This window comes from Mycolicibacterium arseniciresistens (assembly GCF_030519285.1).
Lineage (GTDB): Bacteria > Actinomycetota > Actinomycetes > Mycobacteriales > Mycobacteriaceae > Mycobacterium > Mycobacterium arseniciresistens.
The window spans coordinates 1-15,803 of record NZ_JAUMSQ010000067.1; the positions used below are offsets into that span (position 1 = coordinate 1).

At 68.7% G+C, this 15,803-nt stretch carries 11 protein-coding genes and 1 tRNA gene; 7 read left to right on the forward strand and 5 right to left on the reverse strand.

Translation table 11 applies throughout. The features are described 5' to 3' along the window. The coding region (locus Q2100_RS11815; protein ID WP_302914212.1) for a dihydrolipoamide acetyltransferase family protein at positions 1–898 on the forward strand (898 nt) is incomplete at its 5' end. Positions 899–912: 14 nt separating this feature from the next. Here Q2100_RS11815 and Q2100_RS11820 read toward each other — a convergent pair. Beyond that, a complete protein-coding gene (locus Q2100_RS11820) occupies positions 913–1,665 on the reverse strand; it encodes an enoyl-CoA hydratase (RefSeq protein WP_302914213.1) in 753 nt (250 codons plus the stop codon). 80 nt (positions 1,666–1,745) lie between these two features. Here Q2100_RS11820 and Q2100_RS11825 point away from each other — a divergent pair, with 80 nt between their 5' ends. Then, a complete protein-coding gene (locus Q2100_RS11825; protein ID WP_264015479.1) occupies positions 1,746–2,153 on the forward strand; it encodes a DUF732 domain-containing protein in 408 nt (135 codons plus the stop codon). Between the two features lie 21 nt (positions 2,154–2,174). Beyond that, the gene (locus Q2100_RS11830) at positions 2,175–2,633 is read left to right on the forward strand and encodes a DUF5078 domain-containing protein (RefSeq protein WP_264015478.1); all 459 of its coding nucleotides are present in this window, start codon (positions 2,175–2,177) and stop codon (positions 2,631–2,633) included. 146 nt (positions 2,634–2,779) lie between these two features. Here Q2100_RS11830 and Q2100_RS11835 read toward each other — a convergent pair whose 3' ends face one another. From Q2100_RS11835 to Q2100_RS11850, 4 genes are all read right to left on the reverse strand, one after another. Continuing rightward, positions 2,780–5,665 (reverse strand): MMPL/RND family transporter, encoded by a 2,886-nt coding sequence (locus Q2100_RS11835; RefSeq protein ID WP_302914214.1) that lies wholly within the window; start codon positions 5,663–5,665, stop codon positions 2,780–2,782. Further along, on the reverse strand, positions 5,662–6,048 hold the full coding sequence (locus tag Q2100_RS11840) for an MmpS family transport accessory protein (protein WP_264015602.1): 387 nt from the start codon (positions 6,046–6,048) through the stop codon (positions 5,662–5,664). Before Q2100_RS11840 ends, Q2100_RS11835 begins: the two co-directional genes overlap by 4 nt. A 445-nt stretch (positions 6,049–6,493) precedes the next feature. Then, entirely contained in the window at positions 6,494–8,479 is a 1,986-nt protein-coding gene (locus Q2100_RS11845) for a molybdopterin-containing oxidoreductase family protein (protein ID WP_302914215.1), read from the reverse strand. A gap of 105 nt (positions 8,480–8,584) precedes the next feature. Beyond that, a tRNA-Arg gene (locus Q2100_RS11850) sits at positions 8,585–8,657 on the reverse strand. Between the two features lie 150 nt (positions 8,658–8,807). Between Q2100_RS11850 and Q2100_RS11855 the strand changes: the two genes are divergently transcribed. The 4 genes from Q2100_RS11855 to Q2100_RS11870 all read left to right on the forward strand — a co-directional run. Beyond that, positions 8,808–10,286 carry a wax ester/triacylglycerol synthase family O-acyltransferase gene (locus Q2100_RS11855; protein WP_302914216.1) on the forward strand — a complete coding sequence of 493 codons (1,479 nt, stop codon included), beginning with the start codon at positions 8,808–8,810 and terminating at the stop codon, positions 10,284–10,286. Beyond that, complete coding sequence (locus Q2100_RS11860) at positions 10,283–11,986, forward strand: HAD-IB family hydrolase/lysophospholipid acyltransferase family protein (protein ID WP_302914217.1); 1,704 nt, start codon at positions 10,283–10,285, stop codon at positions 11,984–11,986. The genes Q2100_RS11855 and Q2100_RS11860 overlap by 4 nt, the downstream gene beginning before the upstream one ends. Then, positions 11,983–14,328: a glycerol-3-phosphate 1-O-acyltransferase gene (locus tag Q2100_RS11865; protein ID WP_302914218.1), complete on the forward strand. Its 2,346-nt coding sequence runs from the start codon at positions 11,983–11,985 to the stop codon at positions 14,326–14,328. The genes Q2100_RS11860 and Q2100_RS11865 overlap by 4 nt, the downstream gene beginning before the upstream one ends. Positions 14,329–14,361: 33 nt before the next feature. Continuing rightward, positions 14,362–15,803 (forward strand): bifunctional copper resistance protein CopD/cytochrome c oxidase assembly protein (locus tag Q2100_RS11870; RefSeq protein WP_302914219.1); only part of this gene is annotated, 1,442 nt, incomplete at its 3' end.

Genomic DNA, 15,803 nt, shown 5'->3' on the forward strand with positions numbered 1-15,803 from the left:
CCGCACGGCCGTGCTGGTCGGCTACGGCGCCGACGACTCGATGGACGGCAGCAGGCGGCGGGCCCGTGCGAAACCGCCGGTGCGCAAGCTGGCGGCCGACCTGGACGTCGATCTCACCGCCGTCGAACCCTCGGGACCCGACGGGATCGTCACCCGCGCCGACGTCCTCGCGGCGGTCGAGGCGCCGGTCGAGCCACCCGGTGAAACGGCCGAGGCGAACGACGACCCGGTGCGCGGGGTGCGGCTGGAGATGGCGCGCCGGATGGCGGTGTCCCGCCGCGAGATCCCCGACGCCAACGCCTCGGTACAGGTCGACGGCACCCGGCTGCTCGCGCTGAGGGACCGGCTGGGTGTGGAGTCGGTCACGCCGTTCGTGCTGACGCTGCGCCTGCTGATCGTCGCGCTGCGCCATCACCCGCTGCTCAACGCCACGTGGTTGGACACCGTCGACGGCCCCCGCATCCACCGGCATTCCGCCGTGCACCTCGGAGTGGGCGTCGCGGCGCCGCGTGGGCTGCTGGTGCCCGTGGTCACCGACGCGCACGCCAGGACCACCCGCGAACTCGCGGCCGAGGTGGCGCGGCTGGTATCCGGAGCACGGGCCGGCACGCTGACGCCGGGCGAACTGCAGGGTTCGACGTTCACGGTCTCGAACTTCGGTGCGCTCGGCCTCGACGACGGCGTGCCGGTGATCAACCACCCGGAGGCGGCGATTCTCGGGGTCGGCTCGCTCAAGCCGCGCGCCGTCGTGCTCGACGGCGAGGTGGTGGCCCGCCCGACGATGACGCTCACGTGCGCGTTCGACCATCGTGTCGCCGACGGCGCCCAGGTGGCGGCATTCCTGTGCGAGCTGCGCGCGCTCATCGAGTCACCGGACCTGGCGCTCGCGGACCTGTAGTCCCGGGATCGGCGTTACCGGCGCTTGGCCGCGGCCAGCCGGGCGGCGAACTCGGGTGACTCGATGGACGTGGCCTGCGGGCCGATCTCCACGTCGACGGCCACCCGGTGCTGGTCGCTGTCGATCGTGCCGGGGTTGGCGGTCGCCCGCATCGACGCCTTCGTGGCGATGACGACGTCGCGGGGCGCCGAAGCCGGGCCCGCGGCGAGGGCGCGCGCCGCCGCGACCGCATCGTCGGCCACCTCGAGCGCCAGCCCGTGCCGGACCGCGGACTCGGCGTCGAAGCGCATGCCGAACAGCAGGGCCGCCCGTGCTGCCTGCGGCCCGACGGCACGGTTGAGCATCCACGTCGCGCCGCCGCCGGGATGGATGCCGAGTTTCTGGAACCGCGGATCGAACAGCGCCGCCGGCCCGGCGATGCGGACGTCGGCAGCCAGCGCCAGATTGAGCCCGGCGCCGACGGCCGCGCCGTTGACGGCGGCGATGGTGGGCAGTGAGCAGTCGGCGATCGCGAGGAAGCCGTCGTAGATGCGGCGCAGCCCGTCCTCGGTGGCCTCGCCCAGCGCGGTCAGGTCGGCGCCCGCGCAGAACGCCTTGCCCGCGCCGGTGACGATCACGGCGTGGACGTCGTCGTCGGCCTCGGCGGCGTCCACGGCCCGGCGCAGGCCGGCGGACATCTCGAAGGTCACCGCGTTGCGGCGATCGGGATCGTTGACGGTGATCAGGGCGATGTGGTCGGCGACGTCGACCAGGACCGGGTTGGACACGGCTGTGAGCCTATTCGCACCCGCTTTTTGCCACCGTCGAGTGGCTGCGTCGACCGGCCGGAGCAATGTAGTATCCACCCATGAAGTTAGCGGGACTCACCAAGGGACTGACCACCGCGGTCGCGGGTGCGGCGATCGCCGTCGGCCTGGCTGCGCCCGCGATGGCGCAGCCCGAACCGGACACCGCATTCGCCAAGCGCCTTCAGGCCTACGGCATTTACGGTCAGAAGGACTACAACGCCTGGATCGCGAAGATCGCCTGCAAGCGGCTGAACCGCGGCGTCGACAAGGACGCCGTGCAGTCGGCGAAGTTCGTCTTCGACCAGTTGCAGAGGGGCAGCACCACCGAGCAGTCGTGGCAGTTCCTCGGTGAGGCCATCCCCGTGTACTGCCCGAACCAGATGGTGGCCCTGCAACGGGTCGCCAACCCGGCGGCCCCCGCACCGGCACCGGTGCCGGCAGGCCCCCCGCTGCCGGCCGAGCGCTGACGTCAGGAAGGTAAGACAGACATGCGTAAGAGCATTCGCTCCATGGTCCACTCCGGGATGGTGGCGGTCGCCGCCGCCGGCCTGATGGCGGTCGCGCCGGGCGTCGCCTCCGCGGACGCCACCGACGACTATCCGATCCCGAACCGGATCCTGCGGACGCCGTGCACGGCCGAGCAGATCCTGGCCGCCGCCCGCGACGTCGAACCGGTGTACTACGAGCGGTACATGATCGACTACAACAACAAGTCGCCCGAGGTGCACCGCGCGGTCCAGGACCGCATCCACTGGTTCTTCTCGATGGATTACAAGGGCCGTCGCCAGTACGCCGAGGACACCGTGACCAACGCGTTCTACGAGCAGCTGCACTGGAACTGGCCGAACTGGGCGAAGGTCTTCTTCAACAACAAGGGCGTCGCCGCGCACACCACGGACATCTGCATGAACTACCCGCCGAACGACATGTCCGTCTGGGTCTGGTAGTACCCCGAGCCACCAAGAGATCCGCCCGGCCGTATGGCCGGGCGGATTCTTTTTGCGCTCAGCCCAGCCCGCCCGGCGCAATCATGTGCGCCACAACGAGAACCGCCCGGTCGGATCGACCGGGCGGATCTCGTTTCGGGTGTCGCTCAGACGGACGTGAAGTTCTGCGGCGACTGCGGCCACGCCGCCGGGACCGGCCGCTGCCGAACCCGTTGCGGCCACCAGAACCACGGCCCGAGCAGGGCGGCGATCGAGGGCATCATCAGCGACCGCACGATCAGCGTGTCGAACAGCAGACCCAGTCCGATCGTCGTGCCCACCTGACCGATCACCGTCAGCTCGCTGACCGCCATCGATATCATCGTGAACGCGAACACCAGGCCGGCCGAGGTCACCACCGAGCCGGTGCCGCCCATCGATCTGATGATGCCGGTGTGCAGTCCAGCGTGGATCTCCTCCTTGAACCGCGACACCAGGAGCAGGTTGTAGTCGGCGCCGACGGCGAGCAGGATGATCACCGCCATCGCCATCACCATCCAGTGCAGTTCGATGCCGAGCAGGTGCTGCCAGATGAGCACCGACAGGCCGAACGAGGCGCCGAGCGACAACACCACCGTGCCCACGATCACCGCTGAGGCCACCACGCTGCGGGTGATGATCAACATGATGATGAAGATCAGTGCCAGCGCGGCGATCCCGGCGATCAGCAGGTCGAAGTTGTTGCCGTCCTGCATGTCCTTGAACGTCGCCGCGGTGCCGCCGAGGTAGATCGTGGAGCCCTCGAGCGGAGTGCCCTTGACGGCTTCCTTGGCTGCCAGCTTGATGGCGTCGATGCGCTTGATGCCCTCCGGGGACATCGGATCGCCCTCGTGGGAGATGATGAAGCGCACCGACTTACCGTCCGGCGAGATGAACTGCTCCATGCCGCGCTTGAAGTCCTCGTTGTCGAAGATCTCCGGCGGCAGGTAGAACGAGTCGTCGTTCATCGACGCGTCGAAGGCCTCGCCCATGGAGTTGGACTCGTCCTGCATCGCGGCCATCTGATCCTGCATGCCCTTCTGGGAGGCATACATGGTCAGCATCATCGTCTTCATCGTCTTCATGGTCTCGATCATCTCGGGCATCATCGTGACCAGTTGCGGCATAAGGGAATCCAGCCGCTCCATGTCCGGCATGAGCGCCTTGATGTCGTCGGTCATCACGTTGATGCCGTCAAGGGTGTCGAAGACCGAGCGCAGCGCCCAGCACACCGGGATGTTGAAGCACTTGGGTTCCCAGTAGAAGTAGTTGCGGATCGGCCGGAAGAAGTCGTCGAAATCGGCGATGTGATCGCGCAATTCCTCGATGTCGACGACCATGCCCTTCATCTTGGTGACCATGCTGTGCGTGGTGTCGGCCATCTGCGCGGTGAGGTTCTGCATCCGCGTCATCGTGTCGATGGTGGATTGCATCTCGTCTGCCTGCTTGAGCATGTCGGCCATCCGGTCCTGCAGATACTTCTGGTTCATCTGCTGGGTGGTGCCCTGCATGCTGATCTGGAACGGGATCGACGTGTGCTCGATCGGTTTGCCGTCCGGCCTGGTGATGGCCTGCACCCTCGCCACGCCGGGCACCCGGAAGATGGCTTTCGAGATCTTGTCGATCACCAGGAAGTCCGCCGAGTTGCGCAGGTCGTGGTCGCTGGAGATCATCATCAGCTCGGGATTCATCCGGGCCTGGTCGAAGTGCCGGTCGGCGGCCGCGTATCCCTCGTTGGCCGGCAGGTCGGCGGGCAGGTAGTGCCGGTCGTTGTAGTTGGTGCGGTACCCGGGAAGCGTGAGCAGGCCGATCAGCGCGAGTGCGACGGTGCCGATCAGGATGGGACCCGGCCACCGCACCACTGCCGCCCCGACCTTGCGCCAACCACGGGTCCGCAGTGCGCGTTTCGGCTCCAGCGCCCCGAACTTGCTGGCCACCACGACGATCGCCGAACCCAGTGTGAGCGAGGCGAGCACCGCGACGACCATGCCGATCGCCAGCGGAACGCCCAGGGTCTGGAAGTAGGGCAGCCGGGTGAAGCTCAGGCAGAAGGTGGCGCCGGCGATGGTCAGACCGGAGCCGAGCACAACGTGCGCCGTGCCCTTGAACATCGTGTAGTACGCGGTCACCTTGTCCTCGCCGACACTTCGCGCTTCCTGATATCGGCCTATCAGGAAGATGGCGTAGTCGGTGGAGGCGGCGATCGCGAGTGTGACAAGGAGGTTCGTCGCGAACGTCGAGAGTCCGATGATCTCGTAGTAGCCGAGGAAGGCCACCACGCCGCGGGACGCCGCGAGCGAGAGCACGACCATCACCAGCACGAGGATCAGCGTCATGATCGAGCGGTAGACCAGCAGCAGCATGATGATGATGACCGTGAACGTGACGGCCTCGATCAGCTGCATGCTGCGGTCGCTGGCGATGTGCTGGTCGGCGGCGAGTGCGGCCGGGCCGGTCAGGTAGGCCTTCACCCCGTCCGGCGGCGGAATGCTGTTGATGATCGCCTGGACCGCGTCCACCGACTCGTTGGCCAGTGACTCGCCCTGGTTGCCCGCCAGCTTCAGCTGGACGTAGGCGGCCTTGCCGTCGCTGCTCTGCGCGCCGGTGGCGGTGAGCGGGTCGCTCCAGAAGTCCTGCACGGACTGGACGTGGGCGGGATCGGCTTCGAGCTTGTCGATGAGCTGGTCGTAGTAGGCGTGTGCGTCGTCGCCGAGTGGATTCTCGCCCTCCAGGACGATCATCACCTGGCTGTCGGAGTCGCCTTCCTCGAAGACCTTGCCCACCTGCTGCATCGAGATCATCGACGGGGCGTCGTCCGGGCTCATCGACACCGCGCGCAGCTGCCCGACCTCTTCGAGCTGCGGGACGACGACGTTGACGACGGCGATCACGGCGATCCAGGCGAGGATGATGGGCACCGCGAAGGCGCGGATCATCCGCGGGATGAACGGCTTCGAAGGGCGTCGGGCGGGCGGGAAAGCGTCGGTGGGCGCGTCGTAGGTGGGTGCGCTCATGCCGATTTCACGTAGCAGAAGGTCTGGGCGTTCACGCCGCTGGAAGTCCTCTCGTCTTTCACGACGTCATCGACGATGACTCGGCAGGAGATGAAGTCGCCGTCGCCCTGGGCGACGATGTTGGGAGCCGCCGACGGAGCGGTCGTCTCCAGGGTCAGGCTCCAGGGCAGCGCTGCCCCGTCCACCCGCTGGTGCTTGGCGTCCAGGTCCAGGTAGTTGATGTCGGCGTAGCTGCCGTTGCCGGAGATCTCGTACCGGACGACCTTCGGGTCGAAGGGTTCGGGGTCGTCGGCGAACACCTTGGGTGTCACGGTCACGCCTTCGGCGCCGAAGAATCCCCGGATGCGGTGCACGGTGAATCCGGCCACCACCACGACGATCATGATGAGCAGCGGGATCCAGATCTTCTTGACGATGTCGACGGCCGTCGGGCGCCGCTTGGTCGGCTTCTGGTGCGACGGCGGCGTCGGCGCGGTCGCCGGCTGCTGCCCGACCGGCGGCTGGCTCACCTGTCCGGGACCGTCATAGGTGACGTTGTCCGTCCGAGACATGGTGACCCCTTACATTTCGACCCGATGAATGACGCCAGACAAACAGTCGTCGCGACAGAGATTAGCCTATTTAACTTGTCGTCCGGAAAACAGACGTGCCCGGCTACTGTGCGGTAGCTCACGAGACCCTGTGAGTGTGATGTGGCTCACATTTCGCACCCGGTCGATCGCCTGGTGACGTGCCTGATGAGCCCTGTATCCGCACGCTGAACGGTGGGTGCAGATTACACCGGGACGGTGGCTGCGACCGGGCTACGTCCCGGGGGCGCTTTGCTGGTCAGGCGGGATGCAGGCTGACGGCGATCCCCGAATAGCGCACCATCCCGGTGACCACGTCGATGTCGTCCTTACTGGTCAGCCGGTTGACGTTGCAGTCGTGGTGACCGTGCGGAATCGAGACCACACCCGTCCGGACCGAGCCGTCGAGCTTCGCGATGCCGGTGACCTCGCCGTTCGCGCTGCGCACTGTGACGCGTTCACCGCTCACCACGCCCGCGGCGGCGCCGTCGTCGGGATGGACGATGATCTCCGCCGGCTCGCCGAGGAAGTCCAGTTGGCCGTTGAGCTTCTTGCGCTGCCGACGCGGGACCATCATCAATTCGGGCGGCGGCTCGAGGCCCGCCAGCTGGGCGACGAGGATCGGCGGAGCCAGTCGCCAGCCGCCCATCCGGTCGATGTGCCGGTCCACCCACTCCGCGGGCAGCTCGCGGGGCGCCTCCGCCCAGCCGGTCGCGACCACCTCGTCGAAGGGCGTCCGGCCGCCGGCCAGCAGGACGGCGAGGACGTCGTCGTCGGTGCTGGTGTCCGGATTGGCGAGCGTGCCGACGTCGTAGCCGAGGCGCCGCGCCAGATCGGCGAACACCCACCACATCGATCGCCGTTCGCCGACCGGCTCCACAACGGCATGGGTGTGCTGGACCGACACCCGCGAGCTCAGGATGTCGTGCAGGGTGATGTCGGGACGTTCGAGCGGGTCCTTGGTCGGCAGGACGTGCGTCGCCAGCCGCGTCGTCTCGTTGTCGATGATCTCCGTGGTGGCGAAGACCTCGAGATCCTGTAACGCGGGGATGAGTTTCCCCGTCTCGGGGAAGCTGGTGACCAGGCTGCCGCCGACGTTGATCAGCGCGCGGATGTTGCCCGCCTCGATCTCGTCGGGAAGGACCGCGCAGGGCCATTCGTTGATGAACGCCTGTGCCTCCGGCCGGCTGCGCGGACCCGGGCCGAACGATCCCTCGATCGGGGTGATCGGCAGCAGATCACCGAAAGCCTCGAGTTGATAGGCGAACCCGGGGTGGAACCAGGTGCCGCCCGGCCGGTTCATCGCGCCGGTCAGGATCATCAGCACCCACGCCAGCCACTGGGTGACGTTGGCGCGCTCCGCGGTCATGGTCACACCGGTCCCGGTCTCGATGGCGACGCACTTGGCGCCGCGGACCGCCGTCGCGAGCCGCATGAGGTCGGCTTCGGTGACGTCGGCGTACTTCGCCGTGTGGGCCAGGGTGAACGGTTCCACCGCCGCGGCGAGCTCGTCGATGCCCTGAACGGGGACATCGGGTTTCACGCCGTCGCGCAGGACCTCACGCACAAGGTGGGCCAGTACCGCGTGGTCGGTGCTGGGGCGCGGCGCCAGGTGGCCGGTCGCCAGACGGGCGGTCTCGGTGCGCCGCGGGTCGATCACCCACACCTGTCCGCGTGCGGCGATGTCGCGCACGGTGCCCGTCGGGTTGGGCATCGAGATGGCGTGGCCGTGGGAGACCACCGGGTTGGCGCCGACGAGCAGCAGGAAGTCGGTGGTGTCGAGATCCGTCCGGCCGGACAGCCCCATGAATCCGCCGACCAGATCCGACACCAGCGGTTTGGCGGTGCCGTCGATGGTCAGGGGGCTGAACTTGGCCGGGGTGCCGATCGCCGCGTGCAACGCCTCGGCCATCCGGAAACCGGCGCTCTCCATGGTGCTGAAGTAGATGCCGACCGAGCCGGGGCCGTGCTCGTCGATGATCGCGCGCAGGCGGGTGGCCAGGTCATCCAGACAGGCGTCCCAGCTGACGTCCTGCTGGCGTCCGTCGATCCGCATGCGGGGCCGTTCGAGGCGGTCGGGATGGTGGTGCAGCAACGGCAGTGCGCGTCCCTTGGCGCACGTGTAGCCCTTGGAGAACGGATGCTCCTTGTCGCCGCGGACGCGCAGCACCTCGTCGCCGTCGACGTCGACGAGGATGCCGCAGACGGATGTGCAGACCCGGCAGAAACTGCGGACGGTGTGCATGTCGGGAAACGTACTCTCGCCTGGCGGGAAGGTATGTGCATTCGGAGAGAACGGCTACGCAGAAAAGAGAATGCGATTTCCGTCGGTCGGCCGGCGCATGGGAAGCGCCCCCGGCAGGGATCGAACCTGCGACCAACCGCTTAGAAGGCGGCTGCTCTATCCGCTGAGCTACGGGGGCAGCGGAGCTACTTTAACGCCACAGGCACCCCGGCCCGGTGGGGTGAAGGGTTCGCGCGAGGCGCCTCGCCACCGCCATGAAAGCCGCAGCGCCGGGACTACCCGCGGACTAGCGTGTTGGCAGCGGTCACAGGTGATGAGGGGGGACAGCGTGGCGACGAGCGACGTGCCGGAATCGGACACGGCGGGACTGCCCGAGGAACTGAGCCCGTTCGACCAGATCCTGCACCGCGGCGAGGCTAATCCCCGCACCCGCTCGGGGATCCTGACCGTCGAGATCCTCGACGTCACACCGGACTGGGACCGGTTCCGCACCCGCTTCGAATACGCCTCCCGCAAGGTGTTGAGGCTGCGCCAGAAGGTCGTCACCCCGACCCTGCCGACGGCGGCCCCACGCTGGGTCGTCGACCCGGACTTCAATCTCGACTTCCACGTGCGCCGGGTGCGGATCCCCGACCCGGGCACGATGCGCCAGCTGATCGACCTCGCCGAGATCGCCTTGCAGTCACCGTTGGACATCTCCCGGCCGCTGTGGACGGCCACCCTCATCGAGGGGTTGGAGGGCGGTCGCGCCGCGACGATGCTGCACTTCAGTCACGCGGTGACCGACGGTGTCGGCGGAGTCGAGATGTTCGCCAGCGTCTACGACCTCGAACGCGATCCGCCGCCGCAGCAGGCGCCGCCGCTTCCCATCCCGCAGGACCTGTCGCCCAACGACTTGATGCGCGAAGGCGTCAACCGGTTACCGCTGTCGATCCTCGGCGGTGTCCGCGGGGTGCTCGGTGGCGCCCTCGGCGCCGTCGGCAAGGTGGTTCGCGACCCGGTGTCGACGGTCGGCGGGGTGGTCGACTACGCCCGGTCCGGCGCGCGGGTGGTGGGCTCGGTCGCGCAGCCCTCACCGCTGCTGCGGCGGCGCAGCCTGTCGACGCGTAGCGAGGCGATCGACATGGTGCTCAGCGACCTGCACAAGGCGGCGAAGGCGGCGGGCGGTTCCATCAACGACGCTTACCTGGCCGGTGTGTGCGGCGCGCTTCGCCTCTATCACGAGGCGTTCGGCGTGCCGGTCGCGACGCTGCCGATGGCGGTCCCCGTCAGCCTGCGATCGGATGCCGACCCCGCGGGCGGCAACCGCTTCGTCGGGGTCAACCTGGCTGCGCCGATCGGGGTCACCGACCCGGTGGCGCGCATCGGCAGAGTCCGGGCGCAGATGACCCGCAAGCGTGAGGAGCGTGCGCTCGACATGGTCGGCGCCGTCGCCCCGGTGGCGAGCCTGATGCCCGACTCGGTGCTCGAAGCCATGGCCGGGTCGGTGGTGAACTCCGACGTCCAGGCGAGCAACGTGCCGGTGTACGCCGGGGACACCTACATCGCCGGTGCGAAGATATTGCGCCAGTACGGAATCGGGCCGTTGCCCGGAGTGGCGATGATGGTGGTGCTTGTGTCCCGGTCGGGGTACTGCACCGTCACCGCCCGATACGACCGGGCGTCGATCAGAGACCCGGACCTGTTCGCCCGCTGCCTCATCGACGGTTTCGACGAGGTGCTCGCGCTGGGCGGCCCGGGCCGGGCGTCACCCGCATCGGTCGCCGACCGGTCGAAGGCATCGTCGAATGGGAGCGCACAGCAGTGACGGCGGACGACCAGCAATCCGACCCGCGGACCATCCGGCTGCCGGGATCGGTGGCCGAGATCATGGGCGGCCCCGGCGGCCCGGAGATCGGCGCCTTCTTCGACCTCGACGGCACCCTGGTGGCCGGATTCACCGGCGTCATCATGACCCGCGAACGGTTGCGTCGCCGGCAGATGGGCGTGGGCGAGTTCATGGGCATGGTGCAGGCCGGTCTCAACCACCAGCTGGGCCGCTCGGAGTTCGAGGACCTCATCGGCAAGGGTGCGCGAATGCTGCGTGGCAGTTCGCTCTCCGACGTCGACGAACTGGCCGAGCGACTGTTCGACAAGCACGTCCGCGACCGCATCTACCCCGAGATGCGCGACCTCGTACGGGCGCACATGGCACGCGGGCACACCGTGGTGCTCAGCTCGTCCGCGCTGACGGTCCAGGTGGAGCCGGTCGCCGAGTACCTCGGCATCGAGAACGTGCTCAGCAACAAGTTCGAGACCGACGAGAACGACTGCATCACCGGCGAGGTGACGCGGCCGATCATCTGGGGTCCAGGAAAGGCCAGGGCCGTTCAGGCGTTCGCCGCCCGCAACGGCGTCGACCTCGCCAAGAGCTACTTCTACGCCGACGGCGACGAGGACGTGGCGCTGATGTACCTGGTCGGCAATCCGCGGCCGACCAATCCCGCCGGCAAGCTGGCGGCCGTGGCCGCCAAGCGGGGGTGGCCGGTGCTGCGCTTCACCAGTCGCTCAGGCAGCAGCCCGGTCTCGCAGTTGCGCACGGTCGCGGGCATCGCTTCGCTGGTGCCGGTCGCCGCGGGCGCCGTCGGATGGGGACTGCTCAACCGCAACCGGCGCAGCGGGGTGAACTTCTTCACGTCGGCGTGGAGCCGGCTGGTGCTGACGACCGCCGGCATCAACCTCAACGTGCTCGGGCGCGAGAACCTGACCGTCCAGCGGCCCGCGGTGTTCATCTTCAACCACCGCAACCAGGCCGACCCGCTGATCGCCGGCCGGCTCGTCGAGACCGACTTCACCTCGGTGGGCAAGAAGGAGCTCGAGAACGACCCGATCATCGGCACCATCGGCAAGGTGATGGACGCGGCGTTCATCGACCGCGACGACCCCAAGAAGGCCGTCGAGGCGCTGGCGAAGATCGAAGAGCTCGCCCGCAAGGGACTCTCGATCCTCATCGCCCCCGAGGGCACGCGCCTCGACACCACCGAGGTCGGCGAATTCAAGAAGGGGCCGTTCCGGATCGCGATGTCCGCGGGCATCCCGATCGTGCCGATCGTCATCCGCAACGCCGAGGTGGTCGCCGCGCGCGACTCCAGCACGTTCAACCCCGGCACCGTGGACATCGCGGTGTACCCGCCGATCTCGACCGACGGCTGGACGGTCGAGGACCTTCCCGAGCGCATCGACGAGATTCGCAAGATCTACCTCGACACGCTGAAAGCCTGGCCGCACCAGGAGTTGCCGACCCCTGCGCTGTACAAGCGGCCGGCCGGGCAGTCCCCGGAGAAGCCCGAGAAGAAGGCCGCGCCGGCGAAGAAGGCAGCGCCTGCGAAGAAAGCCACGGCCGCGAAGAAGGCGGCGCCTGCGAAGAAGGCCACGGCTGCGAAGAAGGCGGCGAAAACGCCGGCGAAGAAGGCTGCCGCACAGAAGAATCCGGGCGCGAAGAAACCCGGTGCGAAAGGCCGCCCGTGAAACGCCCAGCCGACTACTTCGACAGCTTCACCACCACCGACGACGCGCTGGTACTGGCTGCGGCCTCCTCTCCGGCGGAGGTTCAGCTGCTCGAGGACTGGCTGCAGGCCCAGCGCCGTGACCATCCCGACGTGCGCGTCGAGGTGTTACAGCTACCCGTCGTCGAGGACCCGCCGCCCGCCGTGCTGGCCCGGTTGGTCTCCGAACTCGAGGCCGACCAGGACCGCACCGTCGTGCCGGTGCGGGTGTTCTGGGTGCCCGGCGGCCTGCCGACCCGCTCGAAGGTGGTCTCGCTGATCTCCGGACGCGACACCTACCGCCCGCCGGAGATGCTGCAGCGGCGCATCCTTCGCAAGGATGCCTCGCGGGCCCGGGTGGTGGCCGGCGAGCCCGCCAAGGTCTCCGAGCTCCGGCAGCAGTGGAGTGACACGACGGTCGCGGAGAACCCAAGGGACTTCGCGCATTTCGTGCTCCGCCGGGCGGCGCTGGCCATCGAACGGGTCGAGTACCGCCTCCTGGGGCCCGAGTACAAGTCGCCGCGACTGGTCAAGCCGGAGATGCTGGCATCGGCCCGGTTCCGGGCCGGACTCGAGCAGATCGACGGCGCCGACCTCGAGAAGGCCGGCGCGATGCTCGACGAGATGGCCACCGGGTGGAGCAGGGTGTCCATCGACCTGATCCCCGCGCTGAGCCGCGCCATCTTCAGCCGTGGTTTCGATCCGCGGATCGACTACGACCGCGAACAGGTCGAGACGATGCGGCGCAACCTGGAGAACCATCCGGCGGTGATGCTGTGGTCGCACCGGTCCAATCTCGACAACCCAGTGCTCACGGTCGCGCTGTACGAGAACCGGCTCCCGCCGGTGAGCACGTTCGGCGGCATCAACATGGACTTCCCGCCGCTGGGGTCGCTGCTCCGCCGCTCCGGGGTGATCTTCATCCGGCGCAACATCGGCGACAACGCGCTGTACAAGTACGTGCTCAAGGAATACATCGGCTACGTCGTCGAGAAGCGGTTCAACCTGAGCTGGTCGATCGAGGGCACCCGGTCCCGGACGGGCAAGATGCTGCCGCCCAAGCTGGGTCTGCTGTCCTACGTCGCCGACGCATATCTCGCGGGACGTACCGACGACCTTCTGCTGCAACCGGTTTCGATCAGTTTCGACCAGCTTCACGAGACTGCCGAATACGCCGAGTACGCCCGCGGCGGGGAGAAGGCCGCCGAGGGTGTGAGCTGGCTGTACAACTTCATCAAGGCCCAGGGCGAGCGGAACTTCGGCAAGATCTACGTCCGCTTCCCCGAGGCGGTGTCGATGAAGCAGTACCTCGGCCCGGCGCACGGTCCGGCCGCCGAGGACCAGGCCGTCAAACGCCTCGCGCTGCAGAAGATGGCGTTCGAGGTGGCCTGGCGCATCCTGCAGGTGACCCCCGTCAACGCGACCGGACTGGTGTCCGCGCTGCTGCTGGCCACCCGTGGCGTAGCGCTGACGCTCGACCAACTGCACCACACGCTGCAGGACTCGCTGGACTACCTGCACCGCAAGCAGACTCCGATGACCAACAGCGCGCTGCGGCTGCGCACGCCGGAGGGAGTGCTCGCCGCCGTCGACGCACTGTCCAGCGGGCACCCGGTCACCAGGGTCGACAGCGGGCGGGAACCGGTGTGGTCGATCGCACCGCAGCACGAGCACCAGGCCGCCTTCTACCGCAACACCCTGATCCACGCCTTCCTGGAGACCTCGATCGTCGAACTCGCGCTGGCCTATGCCAAACGGAGCGACGGCGACCACCTGGCGGCGTTCTGGTCGCAGGCGATGCGGCTGCGCGACCTGCTGAAGTTCGACTTCTACTTCGCCGACTCCGCGGCGTTCCGCGACCACGTCGCCGAGGAGATGTCGTGGCACGCCGACTGGGAGGAACACGTCTCGGCCGGCGGTGAGGAGGTGGACCGCCTGCTGCGGGCCAAGCGGCCGCTGATCGCCGCGGCCATGCTGCGGCCGTTCTTCGAGGCCTACGAGATCACCGCGGACGTGCTGCGCGATGCCCCGGCAGAGATCGCGGAGAAGGACCTCACCAAGCTGGCGCTCGGCCTGGGACAGCAGTACGTCGCGCAGAACAGGGTGCGTAGCACCGAGTCGGTGTCGGCGCTGCTGTTCGCCACCGCCCGCCAGGTGGCCGCCGACCAGGATCTGCTGTCGCCCGCCGAGGACCTCGATCGGCGCCGCGAGGCGTTCCACATCGAACTGTGCGGCATCCTCGACGACATGGACAGCGTCGAGCAGCTCGCACGCTCGCAGTTCGGCGAGCGCGAGGCGCAGCGCCGCTCCGGACAGGACGGCTGAGGGGTCCGGCTCCGCACCTCATACCCTGGACGCATGACGACCGTGGCGGCCCGGGTGCGCACCAGCGCAGTGTGGCCGGTGCTCGTCGGCGTCGGGCTGCTGGCCGGGGCGACCGCCGCGGGCATCGGCGCGCTGTCGCTGGCCGACGCGCTCAGCGCCACCGGGCTGCCCGATCCCGGGCCGGTCACCACCTACGGGCTGCCGTTCGTGCGGGCCGCCGGGGAGATCGCGGCGGTGGTGGCGGTCGGTGCGTTCCTGTTCGCGGCCTTCCTGACGCCGCCTCAGGCCAGCGGTGTGCTCGACGCCGCGGGCTACCGCGCACTGCGGCTCGGCACCGCCGCGTCGGCGATCTGGGCGCTGTGCGCGGTGCTGCTCGTTCCGCTCACGGTGTCCGATGTGTCGGGGCAGCCGCTGCGCGACCACCTCGGTCCGGCCGAGATCTGGGCGGCTGCGGACCTCGTCGACGTCGCGGGCGCCTGGCGCTGGACGGCGCTGCTGGCCGCCGTCGTCACCGTGGCGGCCATGCCGGTGCTGCGCTGGTCGTGGACCCCGGCGCTGCTGGCCGGCGCGCTGCTCAGCCTGGTCCCGCTGGCGCTGACCGGACACTCGTCGTCGGGCGGTGCGCACGACCTGGCCACCAACAGCCTGCTCATCCACCTGATCGCCGGCGCACTGTGGGCCGGGGGACTGCTCGCGCTGCTGGCGCACGCACTGCGCGGCGGCGACCACGCGGACCTGGCCGCCAGGCGCTTCTCGGCGCTCGCGCTGTGGTGCTTCATCGCCATGGCGGTCAGCGGAATCGTCAACGCGCTGGTGCGGGTGCCGCCGGCAGAGCTGGTGCGCAGCGAGTACGGCGCGCTGGTGCTGGCCAAGATGACCGCCCTGGTGGTGCTCGGCGCGCTGGGGTGGCGGCAACGAACACGCGGCGCAGCGGCGCTGCGGGACGATCCGTCCGCCCGCGGACCCCTGCTGCGGCTCGCACTCACCGAGGCGGTGGTGTTCGGCGTGACGTTCGGCATCGCCGTCGGGCTGGGCCGGACCCCGCCGCCGTCTTTGCAGACCCAGCCGAGTCCGGTGGAGGTGGAGATCGGTTACGACCTCGCAGGCCCGCCGACCGTGGCACGCATCCTCTTCGACTGGCGCTTCGACCTGATCCTGGGCACCGCGGCGATCGTGCTGGCCGCCGTCTACCTGCTCGGGGTGCGACGGCTGCGCAGGCGTGGCGACGCGTGGCCGGCCGGCCGGACCGCGGCCTGGCTGTGCGGCTGCGCCGCCCTGCTGATCACGACGTCGTCGGGCATCGGGCGGTACATGCCCGCGATGTTCAGCGTGCACATGGTCGCGCACATGCTGCTGTCCATGCTGGTGCCGATCCTGCTGGCGCTGGGCGGCCCCACCACGCTGGCGCTGCGGGCGCTGCCCACCGCAGGCCGCGGCGCGCCCGGTCCGCGCGAATGGCTGCTCGCCGCCCTGCA